The organism is Salmonella sp. NW38 (genome assembly GCF_051807745.1).
Lineage (GTDB): Bacteria > Pseudomonadota > Gammaproteobacteria > Enterobacterales > Enterobacteriaceae > Salmonella > Salmonella enterica.
Genome location: NZ_JAMMTO010000010.1, coordinates 2883 through 19914, shown reverse-complemented (window position 1 = coordinate 19914; position 17032 = coordinate 2883). Strand labels below are relative to the sequence as shown.

Here is a 17032-nt window from a genome sequence, read left to right as displayed (position 1 = left end):
CACTCCTTTCACTCTACCGACAAAACCTCCTGATGTTCATCTCACTATAAAATACAGGTGACTCCATGTTAACAATATTAAAAACAGGGCAATCGGCGCATAAAGTCCCACCGGAAAAAGTCCAGACCACATATGGTCGATATCGTATACAGGCATTGTTAAGCGTATTTCTGGGATATCTCGCTTACTATATAGTCAGAAACAATTTCACATTATCGACGCCTTATTTAAAAGAGCAATTGGATCTCAGCGCTACGCAAATCGGCCTGCTGAGTAGTTGTATGCTTATTGCTTACGGAATCAGTAAAGGCGTAATGAGCAGTCTGGCGGATAAAGCCAGCCCAAAAGTCTTCATGGCGTGCGGTCTGGTACTCTGCGCGATTGTTAACGTTGGGCTGGGATTCAGTAGCGCATTCTGGATATTTGCCGCTCTGGTGGTCTTCAATGGCCTTTTTCAGGGCATGGGCGTCGGCCCCTCGTTTATTACTATTGCAAACTGGTTCCCTCGTCGGGAGCGCGGACGCGTAGGCGCCTTCTGGAATATCTCGCATAACGTTGGCGGCGGGATCGTCGCGCCTATCGTCGGTGCGGCTTTTGCGATATTGGGCAGCGAACACTGGCAAAGCGCCAGTTATATCGTTCCGGCCTGCGTCGCCGTCATTTTTGCCTTAATTGTTCTGGTATTGGGAAAAGGTTCGCCGCGCGAAGAAGGTCTTCCCTCCCTGGAACAGATGATGCCGGAAGAAAAAGTCGTACTGAAAACGAAGAATACGGCAAAAGCGCCGGAAAATATGAGCGCATGGCAAATCTTCTGTACTTATGTGCTGCGCAATAAAAATGCCTGGTATATTTCGCTGGTGGATGTCTTCGTCTATATGGTGCGGTTTGGCATGATTAGCTGGTTGCCTATCTATCTGTTGACAGTAAAACACTTTTCAAAAGAACAGATGAGCGTCGCGTTTCTCTTTTTCGAATGGGCGGCGATTCCCTCTACGCTACTGGCAGGCTGGCTGTCAGATAAACTGTTTAAGGGCCGCAGAATGCCGTTAGCCATGATTTGCATGGCGCTGATTTTTGTCTGTCTGATCGGATACTGGAAAAGTGAATCTTTGCTGATGGTAACGATTTTCGCCGCCATTGTAGGTTGTCTGATTTACGTCCCGCAATTCCTCGCGTCCGTACAGACAATGGAGATAGTCCCCAGCTTTGCCGTAGGTTCCGCCGTCGGATTACGTGGATTCATGAGCTATATTTTCGGCGCCTCGTTGGGCACCAGCCTGTTTGGCGTCATGGTGGATAAACTGGGCTGGTACGGCGGATTTTATCTTCTGATGGGCGGTATTGTGTGCTGCATTCTATTCTGTTACCTCTCCCATCGCGGCGCGCTGGAACTAGAACGTCAGCGCCAGAATGCGTTACATAATCAGGACTCGCTGCAGCTTGCGGACGCGCAATAAACGATTAGCCTTCCCGGGGAACAGAAGCGCCGACATTGTCGGCGCTATCTATTCGCTGACATCGTGTATACCAAAAATAATTCGAGTTGCTTAAAAGCGGCAAGGGAGTGAGTCCCCGGGAGCATAGATAACGATGTGACTGGGGTGAGCGACGTCCCGTCAGGGCGAGGCCCATGAATGGGCCGAGTAATCCATAGCCAACACATCAGCAACTTGAAGTATGAAGGGTATGTACTGACTAACGCTTACCGTATCCCACCATAAAGCGAATAATTAACCCACATGCCGGTGCGAGAAAAAGCAATAATCCGCTAACGATGTCATCGCCATCCTGCAGCCATACATTGAGTAAATAAATCAGCGCGGCAAGGATAACCATTCCCGTAAAAGAAGAAACCGCAGAAAAAGCCCCCATCACCTGACCGATATAGCCACTCACGGCAAGGATACTTATTGCAAGAAATGTCCATAAATAGATCATCTATAATACCTCCTGTCTATGGCAAGGCTTCCATATAGCCTTACGGTCCCTCTCACTTCTCCTTTAAGATAAACCTTATCAGCACGTCATTTCCATAACATTTATCTCACATTTTATTTTTCTAATCATTTTTCAATGACCTTCGTCTGAAATAAAATTATTACTGTAAAAACAATGCATTAAAAATAATGATTAGCTTATTTTTGCTACGGAAGAAATATTTACGCTTCTTGATAAAGAATTTCTGGGCGCGAGTAAATAACTGGTGGTACATTAGCCTGCCTGGCGTTCATGCCCTCGTGGTTTAGTACTGACTTAGTTTTACACTCCTTACGGGAACCATTGTCGTACATGATGGCCTAACTATACGCAAATCATTCAAGTTACCCTGATGAGCTTACTCAAGTAAGTGCTTCGGATAAGCGAACGCAACTTGAAGGATGATGCGTATTTCAGAGTGTACCGCTGCGGATAATGACTCTTCTGCGATACATTATTTTCGTATCTACAGAAGGTATTTTATGTTTTCTCAAAGCAAATTTTCACGCGCGTTTTTGCACCCGCGCTACTGGCTGACGTGGTTTGGCGTTGGCGTCCTCTGGTTACTGGTGCAGCTTCCCTACCCGGTTTTGCGTTTTCTGGGCACCCGCACCGGTAAACTGGCGCGCCCCTTCCTGAAGCGACGTGAGTCGATCGCCCAGAAAAATATTGAACTCTGTTTTCCGACCCTCTCCCGGGAAGAAAGGGAAAAACTGATCGCCGAGAATTTCCACTCTCTTGGCATGGCGCTGCTTGAAACGGGCATGGCCTGGTTCTGGCCTGATAGCCGGGTTCGCAAATGGTTTGATGTGGACGGGCTGGACAACCTTACCCGTGCGCAGGCGCAAAATCGCGGCGTAATGGTCGTTGGCGTGCATTTTATGTCGCTGGAATTGGGAGGCCGGGTAATGGGTCTCTGCCAGCCGATGATGGCGACCTATCGTCCGCATAACAATCCGCTCATGGAGTGGGTGCAGACGCGCGGTCGTATGCGCTCAAATAAAGCGATGATCGGCAGAAACAATCTGCGCGGCATTGTGGGCGCGCTAAAAAAAGGGGAAGCCGTTTGGTTTGCTCCCGACCAGGACTACGGTCCTAAAGGCAGCTCCTTTGCGCCATTTTTCGCGGTTGAAAACGTCGCCACCACCAACGGTACCTATGTACTGTCCAGGCTGTCTGGCGCCGCCATGTTGACCGTTACAATGGTAAGGAAATCCGATAACTCGGGTTATCGTCTGTATATTACCCCTGAAATGGAAGGTTACCCGGCAGATGAAAATCAAGCCGCTGCCTATATGAATAAAATTATTGAGAAAGAGATCATGCGCGCCCCGGAGCAATATCTCTGGATTCATCGCCGTTTCAAGACTCGCCCGTTGGGAGAAGCGTCACTCTACATCTGAAAAAGGCCGCAAGGCCTTTTATTTTGTCATTCCGCATTGCCATAATATTCATATCGTAAATTACTCATTCCTGCTTTTAGCGATAAGTCTCCTGTTTACAGGCGATTTTTTACTGTGTCGGCGGCGTCGCTCAATAGCGATTCATCACTGTCAGAAATTAAACTGTCGCCGATTCCCGACACTTGTAAGTTACTAAAAGTAAATAAGAAAATGCCTCTTGTTTCACCTCATTTTTAGGCGTACATTAGCGCCGTCTGGAGCGATGACGCGCAGAATTCTGAGGTGATGCAGGCGGTCGAAACACGAATAATTCTCAATTTCGTATTGTCCGGCATCAACTCTCTATAATCAGGTAAGTGTAAGTTCATTTAGGCGTACGACAGGTACGCGGAGAGATGAAACGTGAAATATTTCTTTATGGGCATTTCATTTATGGTCATCGTTTGGGCCGGTACTTTCGCCCTGATGATTTAAAAGTACAATGCAAAGAAAAACAGGAGCCATGGGGCTCCTGTTTGCTTTTCTACTCCGTGCTCGCCTCAACGGGTTTTGGATGTGACGGCAGCACGCCATCGGCGCGGAACATCGCTTTAATCCCTCTGACGGCCTGGCGAATGCGGTCGCGATTCTCTATTAATGCAAAGCGTACATGGGTGTCGCCATAGTCACCAAAGCCTATCCCTGGAGAAACGCAAACCTTCGCCTCATTCAGCAGCTTCTTGGCAAACTCAAGCGACCCCATCGCCGCATATTGCTCCGGGATTTTCGCCCAGACGTACATTGAGGCTTTCGGCATTTCAACCATCCAGCCCGCCTCATGCAACCCCTTCACCAGCACATCGCGACGACGTTTATACTGCTCGGCGATATCGCGCACGCACTGCTGATCGCCTTCCAGAGCGGCGATAGCCGCCACCTGAAGCGGGGTAAAGGTGCCATAATCGTGATAACTTTTAATGCGCGCCAGCGCGCTGACCAGGGTTTTATTGCCCACCATAAACCCAATACGCCAGCCCGCCATATTATAGCTTTTCGACAGCGTGAAAAATTCGACCGCCACGTCGCGCGCGCCGGGCACCTGCATAATGGATGGCGCTTTCCAGCCGTCGTACACGATATCGGCATACGCCAGATCGTGCACCACCAGCACATCATAACGTTTAGCCAGAGCGACCACTTTTTCAAAAAATTCCAGTTCGACGCACTGGGCCGTAGGGTTAGATGGAAAACCCAAAATCATCATTTTCGGTTTCGGATAACTTTCGCGAATAGCGCGCTCCAGCTCGTTGAAGAAATCCACCCCCTCTACCAATGGAACCGAACGCACCTGCGCCCCGGCGATAACGGCGCCATAGATATGAATCGGGTAACTGGGGTTCGGCACCAGAACCGTATCGCCATGATCCAGCGTCGCCAGCATTAAATGCGCCAGTCCCTCTTTGGAACCGATGGTCACAATCGCTTCGGTTTCCGGATCGATATCGACATCATAACGTTCCTGATACCAGTGAGAAATCGCGCGGCGTAAACGCGGTATGCCGCGGGACGTGGAATAACCGTGCGTATCCGGACGCTGCGCGACGGTGCAAAGTTTTTCGACAATGTGGGGAGGGGTTGCGCCATCAGGATTACCCATACTGAAATCAATAATATCTTCACCGCGCCGACGCGCAGCCATTTTGAGTTCAGCGGTGATGTTAAAAACATAGGGCGGAAGGCGATCGATACGCGTAAAGCGACGTTCAGGGCGGAAGTCAGCCATAATATCCTCAGATTAACGTTAGCGCCCGGACCGTCCGAGCGACGCTGCCACGATGGTGGCTCCTTTAGAAAATAGCCTGAAAATTTTCTTCCTGTCGAGAGGCTAATGAAAATATTTTTTAGCGTCGAAAAAAGAGGAACAAGCGTAAAAATTTACCTTTTAAGCATGTCAGTTATAGCATCAAACAAATCATATTATTAACAACTTGATATCTTTGAATTTACGTAACGTGGCGCAGCCGACGATAATTTCCTGTCAATAAACCTTATCTCAAATAATCCCCTTTTGATTTTGTGGCTTTTCCTCTTTAACCAAAATCCTTACTAAGGATAATGGTATTCAATCATGTCATATTGCGGTGTTTTTCAGGGACATTTCCCCGAAAATAAAGATCCTTTCCGGCAAGATGCCGCGATGAAACCGTAAATAAGGCAGCGAACCGGGTACGTATAATAAAATAAATCCCTGTTTTCGCCTGACTAACCGCCATGACGTGATGACTCAACGCGCTGGTGTTTGACCTTTCGCTCAGCAAGAGTAAAGTGAAATAATTCAGTCAGTTGAAGTATTCATGCACAGGAAAGGCAATGAAAAAAACCGCGTGAGGCTCGCGGTTTGAGACTGGCAAGAGAATGATTAATTGCCTGATGACGCTGCGCTTATCAGGCCTACAGATGACACACTTTTGTAGGCCGGCTAAGGCGTTTATGCCGCCATCTGGCTTATAGAATATGACCTAATGTCTGGCGCAGATGCGCGCCGGAACCTAACAAGCCAGGGTTATCATGGACAATCAGATAGACCGGAATACCGTGTACATAATCTTTAAAGCGGCCTTTATCTTCAAAGCCACCACGGAAGCCGGACGCTTTAAAAAATTCCAGGAAGCGCGGGACAATACCGCCAGCGATATAAACGCCGCCAAATGTCCCCATGGTTAACGCCAGGTCGCCGCCAAATCGCCCCATTATGACGCAAAAGAGCGACAACGCGCGGCGACAATCGATACAGCTATCCGCCAGGGCGCGTTCGGTAATATCTTTCGGGCGCAGATTTTCCGGCAGACGGTTGTCGGACTTAACAATCGCCCGGTAAAGATTCACCAGCCCCGGGCCAGACAGCACGCGCTCGGCGGAAACATGGCCAATTTCGGCGCGCAATATTTCCAGAATCATAGCTTCTTCTTCGCTATTAGGCGCAAAATCGACATGCCCGCCTTCGCCCGGAAGGCTAATCCAACGCTTATCCACATGCACCAGATGCGCCACGCCCAAGCCGGTTCCCGCGCCATACACCGCAATAGGTTTGCCGTCTACCGGTTCGCCGCCACCGAACTGAATTAAATGCTCTTTTTTCAGCATCGGGATCGCCATCGACACGGCGGTGAAATCGTTGATGATTTCCAGATGGCTAAAGCCGAGATTTTTTTTCATTTCCGCAATAGAAAAAGCCCAGGTATGGTTAGTCATCGCTACCCAGTCACCGGTAATCGGGCAGGCTATGGCGATACAACCATCTTCCACGCTGACGCTATGCTCATCGAGATAAACGCGCACCACGGCCTCAAGACTGGGATAATCCAGGCCGGAATACGTTTTGGCCTGCGAGATTTCTCCACTGGCGATATCACACAGGGCAAGACGCGCATTCGTGCCGCCTACATCTCCTACTAAAGCATACTTTGTCATTCTTCTACTGCTCCGCTAAAGTCAAAATAAGTCTTTGTCACACTGTAAATTCATGGGGGCATAACAACAACGGCCATCAGGCTGACTGCCTATAAATATAGATCTTCATCACAGAATTACTTTCTTGTTTCAGCACCAATTGCAGCAATGCCGTCGGGCAGGCTGTGCAAAATAGGTATACGACCCCGTGTAAGGAAGAGATTATGTTCCACCCGCGTGCCCGAACGATGCTGCTGCTGTCGCTCCCCGCGCTGATTATTGGCGTAGCGTCAAGCCTGGTTTTAATCGCTGCGATGAAAGTCGCGTCGGTTTTTCAGCAATTTCTTTGGCAACAACTGCCCACCAGCATCGGCATCGCTTATGATTCGCCGTTCTGGATAGTGGGTATGCTCACGCTAACTGGGATCGTGGTGGGTTTGATTATCCGTTACAGTCCCGGACACGCTGGCCCCGATCCGGCCATCGAACCGTTAATCAGTATGCCGGTCTCGCCATCTGCGCTGCCCGGGCTGCTTCTCGCCTTAATCATCGGCCTTGCTGGTGGGGTAAGTTTGGGGCCAGAGCATCCGATAATGACAATAAATATCGCGCTGGCGGCGGCTTTCGGTTCCCGCCTGTTTCCGCGTATCACGGCGTTAGACTGGACGATTCTGGCCTCAGCGGGCACCATCGGCGCGCTATTCGGCACGCCCGTCGCCGCAGCGCTGATTTTTTCGCAAACCCTTAGCGGCTCTAACGATATTCCCATGTGGGATCGCCTGTTTGCGCCGTTAATGGCGGCAGCGGCGGGGTCACTCACTACCAGCCTGTTCTTTCATCCGCATTTTTCGTTACCCATCGCCCATTACACGCAGATGCGGCTGGTGGACATTGCCAGCGGAGCGATCGTCGCGGCGATCGCCATTGCTGCAGGGATGGTCGCCGTCTGGTGCCTTCCGCGTCTGCACGAGTTGCTGCACCGACTAAAAAATCCGGTCCTGATTCTCGGCATTGGCGGTTTTATACTGGGTATTCTGGGCGTCATTGGCGGGCCGCTTACCCTGTTTAAAGGACTGGACGAAATGCAACAAATGGCGTTTAGCCAGACGTTGGGCGCGGGAGATTATTTTACCTTAGCCGTCGTCAAACTCGCCGCGCTGGTCATCGCGGCGGCGAGCGGCTTTCGCGGCGGGCGCATTTTTCCGGCTGTGTTTATCGGCGCGGCGCTGGGGCTCATGCTCCATGCCCATGTTGAGGCCGTACCCGCGGCGATTACCGTCTCCTGCGCGATTCTTGGCTTAGTGCTGGTAGTGACGCGTGATGGCTGGCTCAGTCTGTTTATGGCGGCAGTTGTCGTACCGGATACCAATCTGCTGCCGCTGCTCTGCATTGTGATGCTCCCCGCCTGGCTATTGCTGGCGGGAAAACCGTTGCTGGCCGCCAACCGTCACGAACCCTAATCCGGCGCAGCGGGGGCCATTATCCCCCGTTGCGGGCTTCCAGCGCCCGGGTCACGGTACGCAGTAATTCCGGCAGATCGGCTTTTGGCAACATCACTTCAATAAATGACAGACGTTGTGGGCGCGCCAGCCGTTCGAGGACCTCCGCCAGTTGGATAGCCTGCGTCACCCGCCAGCACTCCGCCTGTTGCGCCGCGTTTAGCGCCGGTGGTATCTGCGTCCAGTTCCAGCTCGCGATGTCGTTATACCGCTGGGCCGCGCCGTGAATGGCGCGCTCTACGGTATAGCCGTCATTGTTGAGCAGCAGGATGACCGGCGCCTGCCCGTCGCGTAACATCGAGCCCATCTCCTGAATCGTGAGCTGCGCCGCGCCATCGCCGATAATCAGAATCACCCGCCGATCGGGGCAGGCGGTTTGCGCGCCAAACGCGGCGGGCAAGGAATAGCCGATAGATCCCCACAGCGGCTGTACCACAACCTCCGCGCCGTCAGGAAGCGACAGCGCGGCAGCGCCAAAAGCTGCGGTCCCCTGGTCGACAAGGATAATATCGCCGGGTTTGAGATACTGCTGTAAAGTTTGCCAGAAACTTTCCTGGGTCAGTTCTCCCTTATCAATCCGCACTGGCTGTCCGGCGGAACGCGTCGGCGGCGGCGCAAAAGCGCATTCAAGGCACAGTTCGCGCAGCGTAGACACCGCCTGCGCCATCGGGAGGTTGAACCAGGTTTCGCCGATGCGCGACGCGTAAGGCTGAATCTCCAGCGTGCGTTCCGCCGGCAATTGTTGAGTAAATCCGGCCGTAAGGGTATCTACAAAACGGGTGCCGACGCAGATAACCCTATCGGCGTCCTCTATGGCCTGACGCACTTCTTTGCTGCTGGCGCCTGCGCTATAGGTGCCAACGAAGTTCGGGTGCTGCTCATCAAAAAGCCCCTTCCCCATCAGTAGTGTCGCATGAGCGATGGGCGTTTCCGCCATCCAGCGCTGCAACAGTGGTCGTAAACCAAAACGCCCGGCAAGAAAGTCGGCCAATAGCGCAATGCGCCGACTGTTCATCAGGCACTGACGGGCGTGGTAACGAAAAGCCGTCTCCACACCGCTTTGCGCTTCATGCACGGGCAACGCCAGCGCCTCCGTAGGCGGGATGGCCGTTTTTTTCGCCACGTCGGCGGGCAACATGATGTATCCTGGCCTGCGTGCGGCAAGCATTTCACCCAATACACGGTCAATCTCGAAACAGGCGTTCTGTTCATCCAATATTGAGCTGGCAACAGATATCGCCTGACTCATGCGATAAAAATGACGAAAATCGCCGTCACCGAGGGTATGGTGCATCAATTCGCCACGCTGCTGCGCAGCGCTACAGGGCGCGCCGACGATATGCAAGACCGGGACATATTCCGCGTAACTGCCCGCGATACCGTTAATAGCGCTAAGTTCTCCCACGCCAAAGGTGGTGAGTAGCGCTCCAGTGCCCGACATGCGCGCATAACCGTCCGCGGCATAAGCGGCGTTCAGCTCATTAGCGCATCCCACCCAACGCAAGGTCGGGTGGTCAATCACATGGTCAAGAAACTGCAAGTTATAATCGCCCGGTACGCCAAAAAGATGGCCAATGCCGCATCCTGCCAGTCTGTCCAGCAAATAGTCGGCCACGGTATAGGGGTTTTGCATGACAGCTTTCCTTCTGACGTTGACATTATGTTGAGTATTAAGGAATGGCGATGGCTGTCCAGCACGACGGGGATGAAAGCCTGGAAAACAATGTTTACAGCGGCGAACAGTAAAATCCGGATACCGCCTGGCGAGTGTAACCGTATACACTATTTATTCACGCCACAGGGGGAAAGGTCATGATTTATCAGCCCGATGAAAATCGTTATCACACAATGGAGTATCGTCGCTGCGGGCGCAGCGGCGTCAAACTTCCCGCCATTTCGCTGGGGTTATGGCACAACTTCGGCGATGCGACACGGGTAGAAAATAGCCGGGCGCTGCTGCAACGCGCGTTCGATCTGGGCATTACCCACTTTGATCTCGCCAATAATTATGGGCCGCCGCCGGGCTCCGCAGAATGCAATTTTGGCCGCATTCTGCAGGAAGATTTTTTACCGTGGCGCGATGAATTGATCATCTCCACCAAAGCGGGCTACACCATGTGGGATGGCCCTTATGGTGACTGGGGTTCACGGAAATACCTTATCGCCAGCCTCGATCAAAGCCTGAAACGTATGGGGCTGGAGTATGTCGACATCTTTTATCACCATCGTCCCGATCCCGAAACGCCGCTTAAAGAGACGATGAAAGCGTTAGATCACCTTGTGCGCCAGGGCAAAGCGTTGTACGTGGGGATCTCTAACTATCCTGCCGATCTGGCCAGACAAGCTATCGATATTCTGGAGGATCTCGGCACGCCTTGCCTGATTCATCAGCCTAAATATTCGCTTTTTGAGCGTTGGGTAGAGGACGGGCTGCTGGCGCTGTTGCAGGAAAAAGGCGTCGGTAGTATTGCCTTCTCGCCGCTGGCGGGCGGGCAGCTCACTGACCGTTATCTGAATGGCATTCCGGAAGATTCCCGCGCGGCGAGCGGAAGCCGTTTCCTTAAACCAGAACAGATTACCGCCGACAAACTGGAAAAAGTTCGCCAGTTGAATGAACTGGCTGCGCGACGGGGCCAAAAATTGTCTCAGATGGCGCTCGCCTGGGTGCTGCGTAACGATAACGTTACCTCGGTACTGATTGGCGCCAGCAAACCGTCGCAAATCGAAGACGCCGTAGGAATGCTGGCCAATCGCCGTTTTTCGGCGGCGGAATGTGCAGAAATTGACGCTATTCTGGAGGGCCGGTTTTAGCAAAAAATGCTCTCCTTCATGATTTAAGAGTTAAGGCGATGAAACAAATCTTTACTGCTTTGTAATATTGCATTAACAGGCCGGCGACGGCTCGATCGTGAAGGAGAGAAAGTATGTTCAGGTCACTGATTCTGGCGGCAGCCTTGCTGGCTTTTACACCGCTTGCCGCGAATGCGGGCGAAATCACCCTGTTGCCCTCAATAAAATTACAGATTGGCGATCGCGATGATTACGGTAACTACTGGGACGGTGGTCGCTGGCGCGACCGTGATTACTGGCACAACCATTATGAATGGCGTAAAAATCGCTGGTGGCGCCATGACAACGGCTATCATCGCGGCTGGGATAAGCGTAAAGCGTATGAACGCGGTTATCGGGAAGGCTGGCGCGATCGCGACGATCATCGCGGGCGAGGCCGGGGTCACAAACATCATCACTAAGCCTCCTGCTGAATAACAGCCCGATGACGCCCACGCATCGGGCCTGCTATCTTTCTGTCTTTATGACAATCCCATTACCGTTCCAACCAGCAACCAGATATTCAGGGCGACGACCAGCACGACAATTATCCAGCCAATCTGTTTTACCCGCCGGGTGTTCACCAGCTCGCCCATTAGCGTAGCGTTACTGGTGAAAATCAGGAGCGGCACCAGCGCCAGCGCAATACCAAAACTCAGCAGCACCTGGCTCATCACCAGAATTCGGGTAGGGTCCAGCCCCATCAAAATCACAATAAATGAGGGCAGCATGGTAATGGTGCGCCGTACCCACAGCGGAATGTGAAAACGGACAAACCCTTGCATCACCACCTGCCCCGCCAGAGTCCCTACCACGGTGGAGGAAAGCCCTGCCGCTACCAGACTAAGACCAAACACCGTTGCCGCCGCATGGCTTAGTAACGGTTCCAGCGTCAGGTATGCCTGATCGAGGTCGGCGATGCCGGTGTGGCCGCTAAAATGAAACGCCGCCGCGGCGGTTGCCATCATTGCCAGATTGACAAAACCGGCAATCGTCATGGCAATAGCGACATCCCATTTTGTTGCTGAGTACCGTTGTTGCCGCGTTCCGCCGTGCAGATGCTGCGTTAATGACGAGTGCAGATAAATCACGTGCGGCATAATCGTCGCGCCAAGCACGCCGGCGGCTAAGAATACGGCTTCCGGGTTCGGTAGCGCCGGGATAACCATTCCTTTGCCGAGCTGCGCCATATCAGGCTGAGAGAAAAACAGCTCCACAATGTAAGCAGCGGCGACAAAAAGCAGTAAACCGCCGATGACTTTTTCAAGCGGTTTTTGACCGCGGCGTTGTAACATTAAAATCAGAAACGTCGCGATACCGGTCAATACCGCGCCCTGTAATAAAGAGACGCCCAGGATCAGCTTAAAACCTATTGCCGCGCCGATAAATTCAGCTAAATCGGTGGCCATCGCGATGATTTCCGCCTGTACCCAGTAAAACCAGACTACCGGGCGCGGATAATGGTCGCGAATTTGCTCCGCCAGGTTTTTGCCCGTGGCGATTCCGAGTTTTGCCGAAAGGATTTGAATCAGCATCGCCATCAGGTTCGCCCAGACCACCACCCAGAGTAGCTGGTAGCCAAAGCTGGCGCCGGCCTGAATATTGGTCGCGAAGTTACCAGGATCGATATAACCAATCGCGGCAATGAACGCAGGTCCCATTAATGCGAGCCGTAGCTTGCGCGCCGCCCGTCCGCTGCTATTCTCTACGCGATTGTCAGTCATCTTTTGCCTCAAAAACATAGCCTTTGCTATGTTTTATGCTATGTTTATTGATAATGATTATCAAGTGCATTTCAATGGGTACGGGTGATTACTTTGATAGTGTGAAACGATAGACCGATACGATGGCGACCTGTATCAGAACAGTTTGGCTTAACATTACAAGATTAGCACACTGATATAACTTTTCATTTTCATATTCAGTACAGTAAAAGTGTATTACAGATCACTAATTTTGAATCTCGTCACAGGTCCTTATTATAGTGTGTGTTGGATCTCGTTTTCTTTACGGCTGTTGCATAGAATGTGCACGAAAATTAAACCTGCCTCATATTTGGAGCAAATATGGACCGCGTCCTTCATTTTGTCCTGGCGCTTGCCGTTGTTGCGGTACTCGCACTGCTGGTTAGCAGCGACCGTAAAAAAATTCGCATTCGTTACGTCATTCAGTTACTTGTTATCGAAGTGCTACTGGCCTGGTTCTTCCTGAACTCTGATGTTGGCCTTGGCTTCGTAAAAGGTTTCTCCGAGATGTTTGAAAAACTGCTCGGGTTTGCCAACGAAGGGACAAACTTCGTCTTCGGCAGTATGAACGATCAAGGTTTGGCGTTCTTCTTCCTGAAAGTATTGTGCCCGATTGTCTTTATTTCCGCGTTGATCGGTATTCTCCAGCATATCCGTGTTCTGCCAGTGGTCATCCGCGCTATTGGTTTCCTGCTGTCCAAAGTAAACGGTATGGGCAAACTGGAATCTTTTAACGCCGTCAGCTCGCTGATCCTCGGCCAGTCTGAGAACTTTATCGCTTATAAAGATATCCTCGGCAAAATGTCCCGTAACCGCATGTACACCATGGCTGCAACGGCGATGTCGACCGTTTCCATGTCTATTGTGGGCGCGTATATGACCATGCTGGACCCTAAATATGTGGTCGCAGCGCTGGTTCTGAACATGTTCAGCACCTTTATCGTACTGTCGCTGATCAACCCCTATACCGTTGATGCCAGCGAAGAAAATATTCAGATGTCGAACCTGCATGAAGGCCAAAGTTTCTTCGAAATGCTGGGCGAGTACATTCTGGCAGGTTTTAAAGTGGCGATTATCGTCGCGGCGATGCTGATCGGCTTCATCGCGCTGATCGCGGCGCTGAACGCGCTGTTCGCAACGGTTACCGGTTGGTTCGGTTACAGCATCTCCTTCCAGGGCATTCTGGGTTACATCTTCTACCCGGTCGCATGGGTAATGGGCGTACCGTCCAGTGAAGCGCTGCAGGTGGGCAGTATCATGGCGACCAAACTGGTTTCCAACGAATTCGTGGCGATGATGGATCTGCAGAAAATCGCCTCTACCCTCTCTCCACGCGCTGAAGGCATTATCTCCGTCTTCCTGGTGTCCTTCGCGAACTTCTCTTCCATCGGTATTATTGCGGGCGCGATTAAAGGCCTGAACGAAGAGCAAGGCAACGTGGTTTCCCGTTTTGGTCTGAAGCTGGTGTACGGTTCTACGCTGGTGAGCGTACTGTCCGCCTCTATCGCGGCGCTGGTACTGTAAGTCTGCGTTTAATGTAGAAACCGGGGAGCTATCCCCGGTTTTTTTATGCCGCTTATTTACCTAACGGGCGCGGGCGGCCAATCAGATATCCCTGCAAACTGTGTACGCCAAGCTGCAATAGCAGATCGCGCTGCGCAGGCGTTTCAACAAACTCAGCCACGACGCTCAACGATTTCGCTTTCGCTAAATCAGTGATGGATTTCACGATCATCGCATCCAGGGAGTCCGTCAGAATATCTTTTACGAAACAACCGTCGATTTTAATGATGTCCGCCTTAAGGCGTTTTAGCCGTTCATAGTTTGCATAACCGGTACCGAAATCATCAATGGCGATTTTTAGGCCAAACTTACGCAACTGGTTGATATTGTGCATACTGATTTCGGAATGAGAGAAGGCCTGTTCTTCAGTAATTTCGATGATGACCGAAGCTGGCGGGACGCCATAGCGTTTAAAAAGCTGCATAATGCGCGACGCCGTCTCTTTTTGCAGCAGCGTCAGCGGCATCAAATTAACCGAGAAACGCGCCCCCTGCTCCGCTGAAGGATGCGCGGACAGCCATTGCAGCAGCGCTTCCATCACCTGCATATCAAACCGTACGCTCAGGTTAAACTGGGCGATAAGCGGAATGAACTGATTGGGCATCATGATACCGTCGTCGCACCGAAGCCGCGTCAGAATCTCGTCATACCCTTTTCCCTGCGCGTCGCGAATGGGTTGCGCATACAAAACAAGCGCGCCGCGCTCCAGCGCCTGACGGATTTTCTGCAACCGCAGCACCCGTTCCGTCGTCTGCCCGGAAGCGGCTTCAATACTCTGGGTCAGTGCAAGCACCCGACGGTGCGAACAGGATTGCTCCGCCAGCCAGCTTAATTGCCCCAACAGCGGTTGCAAGGTTTCCTGGCGACCATCGAATGTTCCCCACGATGCGCCATATTCCATGTCCAGACCGGTATTGTTCCAGTAAATTTTGCGGTTATTAAGCACATTGAGCATATATTGCAGGCGGGCTTCCGTCTCCGATCCCGTCAGTACCAGCAATAATTCACTGCCCGGCAGATGGAAAATTTTCTCCTTTTCCAGCAGCAGCGGCTGCAACACGCGAAACACCTCGCGTTCGCAATGCACGCGCATCTGCATACCGTAATGACGGCTCAGAAATTCCAGGTTTTCCATGCGTAGATAACACACGCTTTGCCCGGTATCCTGTAAAAGAAACTGCTCCAGCGCACGCAGGTTAGGCAGCTGCGTCAACGGATCGGTCAACGCCTGCGAGTGCCATTGTCGATTCAACCATTCGCTACGCTGATTAATCCGCGCCATGTACAACAAACAAATACTAAAAGAAATGAGAACTGAAAGGATAAATGCCAGCGAATATTCTGAGCCCACGCCCTGCAGAAAATTGCGGTTATAGCTAAGCAGGAATAGCGCAGTGAGAGCCCAACTAAAATTCAACAGCGGATAGCTGATTTTCCCCACGCCGATGGTAAATCCAATGAACAGGACTGGCACCAGATAGCCAGCAATATACTTTGTCTCGAAAGGCGTACACAGCACCGCTAATAGCGTCGCCAGAGTGGCAAACCAGAGAAGCGTAAACAGGCGTTTTTCTTTGGCGAGATAAGGAGCGATATCCCTCCGCCAGAAAATACGAATATAGTGCGGGCTGACTATCATCCGCAGCGGATAATAGAAAAAGAGGGTAAAAATAAGCGCGGCAGAAATCAGACTCAATAAATCAACAATCGAGAAAATAGCGGTGCCGGTGCCAAAGAAGGTAGAGATGGTCACCGGGAAAGCCAGGTAGTGCCCCGCCAGATGCATACTGATTTTTATGCCAAACGGCGTCATTAACCCTAACCAGAAAACGCGTAGCCAGATGCCTTGGTTGGGTATTCCGTAGCGCCAGCGCGCGCCCAGCTGCCAGCGTACGATAGCGCAAACCAGCAACACGGGAAACGTCTGGCAAAATAGCAGCACCATCGCCTGTGGCAGAGGTAAATGAAAATTCCATTCATTAGTCAACATCATTCCGCCTACCATCGGCGCGACGCCACGGCGGCCAAATAAGAACAGCACGGAAAACATGACGCAGAGCGGTAGCCAGGCCAGAAAGATATAGCTGGAATCAATTGTGGCGCGGGGAGAAATGAGACGAGATAGCAGAATAGCCGGAACGGTCAGGCAGAAAGCCAGTAAAAATATTTTTATATTTTTTAATATGTTACACTTATCCGGCATTGCTTTAATGCTCACATCATTATATAAGGCGCATGAATAATAAGTATATTCGCATTATGAAGCAATCTAACAAAAGCTCATATTGACCGCAAAAGCAGCGGCAAACAAACGCACCTGAAGAACAGATCAGACGCCATGAATTTTGTGACAAAAAGCAAAAACCCCCGCTTTTCAGCGAGGGTTTGAATATTGGTGGAGCTAAGCGGGATCGAACCGCTGACCTCTTGCATGCCATGCAAGCGCTCTCCCAGCTGAGCTATAGCCCCATAGTGCTTTTACGTATACGCCAAATTTATCGGGAGTAAATTTGGTGGAGCTAAGCGGGATCGAACCGCTGACCTCTTGCATGCCATGCAAGCGCTCTCCCAGCTGAGCTATAGCCCC

At 51.5% G+C, this 17032-nt stretch carries 14 protein-coding genes and 2 tRNA genes; 7 read left to right on the top strand and 9 right to left on the bottom strand.

From position 1 onward, the window contains the following. Positions 1–65 precede the first annotated feature (65 nt). Positions 66–1457 (top strand): phosphoglycerate transporter PgtP, encoded by a 1392-nt coding sequence (gene pgtP / locus NA624_RS17065; protein WP_000955753.1) that lies wholly within the window; start codon positions 66–68, stop codon positions 1455–1457. Positions 1458–1695: 238 nt separating this feature from the next. Here the strand turns inward: pgtP and NA624_RS17060 are convergent, their stop codons facing one another. Beyond that, entirely contained in the window at positions 1696–1938 is a 243-nt protein-coding gene (locus NA624_RS17060) for a YfdY family protein (protein WP_000639889.1), read from the bottom strand. A gap of 521 nt (positions 1939–2459) precedes the next feature. On the opposite strand from NA624_RS17060, the gene lpxP reads away from it, so the two are divergent. After that, positions 2460–3380, top strand: coding sequence for a kdo(2)-lipid IV(A) palmitoleoyltransferase (gene lpxP / locus NA624_RS17055; protein WP_000492778.1), 921 nt, complete (start codon positions 2460–2462; stop codon positions 3378–3380). A gap of 402 nt (positions 3381–3782) precedes the next feature. Further along, positions 3783–3854, top strand: coding sequence for a membrane protein YpdK (gene ypdK / locus NA624_RS17050; protein ID WP_010723117.1), 72 nt, complete (start codon positions 3783–3785; stop codon positions 3852–3854). A gap of 49 nt (positions 3855–3903) precedes the next feature. Here ypdK and alaC read toward each other — a convergent pair whose 3' ends face one another. Together alaC and glk are read right to left on the bottom strand one after the other, a co-directional pair. Beyond that, positions 3904–5142, bottom strand: coding sequence for an alanine transaminase (alaC, locus tag NA624_RS17045; protein WP_000763118.1), 1239 nt, complete (start codon positions 5140–5142; stop codon positions 3904–3906). Between the two features lie 722 nt (positions 5143–5864). Then, complete coding sequence (gene glk / locus NA624_RS17040; RefSeq protein ID WP_000170380.1) at positions 5865–6830, bottom strand: glucokinase; 966 nt, start codon at positions 6828–6830, stop codon at positions 5865–5867. A 203-nt stretch (positions 6831–7033) separates the two neighbouring features. On the opposite strand from glk, the gene NA624_RS17035 reads away from it, so the two are divergent. Continuing rightward, a complete protein-coding gene (locus NA624_RS17035; RefSeq protein ID WP_000468914.1) occupies positions 7034–8269 on the top strand; it encodes an ion channel protein in 1236 nt (411 codons plus the stop codon). Positions 8270–8288: 19 nt separating this feature from the next. Here NA624_RS17035 and NA624_RS17030 read toward each other — a convergent pair whose 3' ends face one another. Beyond that, a complete protein-coding gene (locus NA624_RS17030; RefSeq protein WP_001180875.1) occupies positions 8289–9941 on the bottom strand; it encodes an alpha-keto acid decarboxylase family protein in 1653 nt (550 codons plus the stop codon). Positions 9942–10120: 179 nt separating this feature from the next. On the opposite strand from NA624_RS17030, the gene mgrA reads away from it, so the two are divergent. Continuing rightward, positions 10121–11119: an L-glyceraldehyde 3-phosphate reductase gene (mgrA, locus tag NA624_RS17025; protein WP_000640283.1), complete on the top strand. Its 999-nt coding sequence runs from the start codon at positions 10121–10123 to the stop codon at positions 11117–11119. A gap of 113 nt (positions 11120–11232) precedes the next feature. Beyond that, positions 11233–11559 (top strand): DUF2502 domain-containing protein YpeC, encoded by a 327-nt coding sequence (ypeC, locus tag NA624_RS17020; protein WP_000490091.1) that lies wholly within the window; start codon positions 11233–11235, stop codon positions 11557–11559. Between the two features lie 60 nt (positions 11560–11619). Here ypeC and NA624_RS17015 read toward each other — a convergent pair whose 3' ends face one another. Both NA624_RS17015 and NA624_RS17010 read right to left on the bottom strand, forming a co-directional pair. Then, positions 11620–12861, bottom strand: coding sequence for an Nramp family divalent metal transporter (locus NA624_RS17015; protein ID WP_000131734.1), 1242 nt, complete (start codon positions 12859–12861; stop codon positions 11620–11622). Next, positions 12854–12931 carry a hypothetical protein gene (locus tag NA624_RS17010; RefSeq protein WP_419146551.1) on the bottom strand — a complete coding sequence of 26 codons (78 nt, stop codon included), beginning with the start codon at positions 12929–12931 and terminating at the stop codon, positions 12854–12856. Before NA624_RS17010 ends, NA624_RS17015 begins: the two co-directional genes overlap by 8 nt. Before the next feature lie 272 nt (positions 12932–13203). Between NA624_RS17010 and nupC the strand changes: the two genes are divergently transcribed. Continuing rightward, positions 13204–14406 (top strand): nucleoside permease NupC, encoded by a 1203-nt coding sequence (gene nupC / locus NA624_RS17005; RefSeq protein ID WP_000376343.1) that lies wholly within the window; start codon positions 13204–13206, stop codon positions 14404–14406. Positions 14407–14458: 52 nt separating this feature from the next. On the opposite strand, the gene NA624_RS17000 is transcribed toward nupC, so the two are convergent. The 3 genes from NA624_RS17000 to NA624_RS16990 all read right to left on the bottom strand — a co-directional run bounded on the left by NA624_RS17000 (position 14459) and on the right by NA624_RS16990 (position 17032). Then, positions 14459–16648: an EAL domain-containing protein gene (locus tag NA624_RS17000; protein ID WP_439040280.1), complete on the bottom strand. Its 2190-nt coding sequence runs from the start codon at positions 16646–16648 to the stop codon at positions 14459–14461. 190 nt (positions 16649–16838) lie between these two features. Beyond that, positions 16839–16914: transfer RNA gene (locus NA624_RS16995), tRNA-Ala, on the bottom strand. Positions 16915–16956: 42 nt separating this feature from the next. Beyond that, positions 16957–17032, bottom strand: a tRNA-Ala gene (locus tag NA624_RS16990).

Bases quoted from the DNA above. Each gene is read 5' to 3' on its own strand.
- pgtP (WP_000955753.1), top strand. From the start codon at position 66: ATGTTAACAATATTAAAAACAGGGCAATCGGCGCATAAAGTCCCACCG.
- NA624_RS17060 (WP_000639889.1), bottom strand. From the start codon at position 1,938: ATGATCTATTTATGGACATTTCTTGCAATAAGTATCCTTGCCGTGAGT.
- lpxP (WP_000492778.1), top strand. From the start codon at position 2,460: ATGTTTTCTCAAAGCAAATTTTCACGCGCGTTTTTGCACCCGCGCTAC.
- alaC (WP_000763118.1), bottom strand. From the start codon at position 5,142: ATGGCTGACTTCCGCCCTGAACGTCGCTTTACGCGTATCGATCGCCTT.
- glk (WP_000170380.1), bottom strand. From the start codon at position 6,830: ATGACAAAGTATGCTTTAGTAGGAGATGTAGGCGGCACGAATGCGCGT.
- NA624_RS17035 (WP_000468914.1), top strand. From the start codon at position 7,034: ATGTTCCACCCGCGTGCCCGAACGATGCTGCTGCTGTCGCTCCCCGCG.
- NA624_RS17030 (WP_001180875.1), bottom strand. From the start codon at position 9,941: ATGCAAAACCCCTATACCGTGGCCGACTATTTGCTGGACAGACTGGCA.
- mgrA (WP_000640283.1), top strand. From the start codon at position 10,121: ATGATTTATCAGCCCGATGAAAATCGTTATCACACAATGGAGTATCGT.
- ypeC (WP_000490091.1), top strand. From the start codon at position 11,233: ATGTTCAGGTCACTGATTCTGGCGGCAGCCTTGCTGGCTTTTACACCG.
- NA624_RS17015 (WP_000131734.1), bottom strand. From the start codon at position 12,861: ATGACTGACAATCGCGTAGAGAATAGCAGCGGACGGGCGGCGCGCAAG.
- NA624_RS17010 (WP_419146551.1), bottom strand. From the start codon at position 12,931: ATGCACTTGATAATCATTATCAATAAACATAGCATAAAACATAGCAAA.
- nupC (WP_000376343.1), top strand. From the start codon at position 13,204: ATGGACCGCGTCCTTCATTTTGTCCTGGCGCTTGCCGTTGTTGCGGTA.
- NA624_RS17000 (WP_439040280.1), bottom strand. From the start codon at position 16,648: ATGCCGGATAAGTGTAACATATTAAAAAATATAAAAATATTTTTACTG.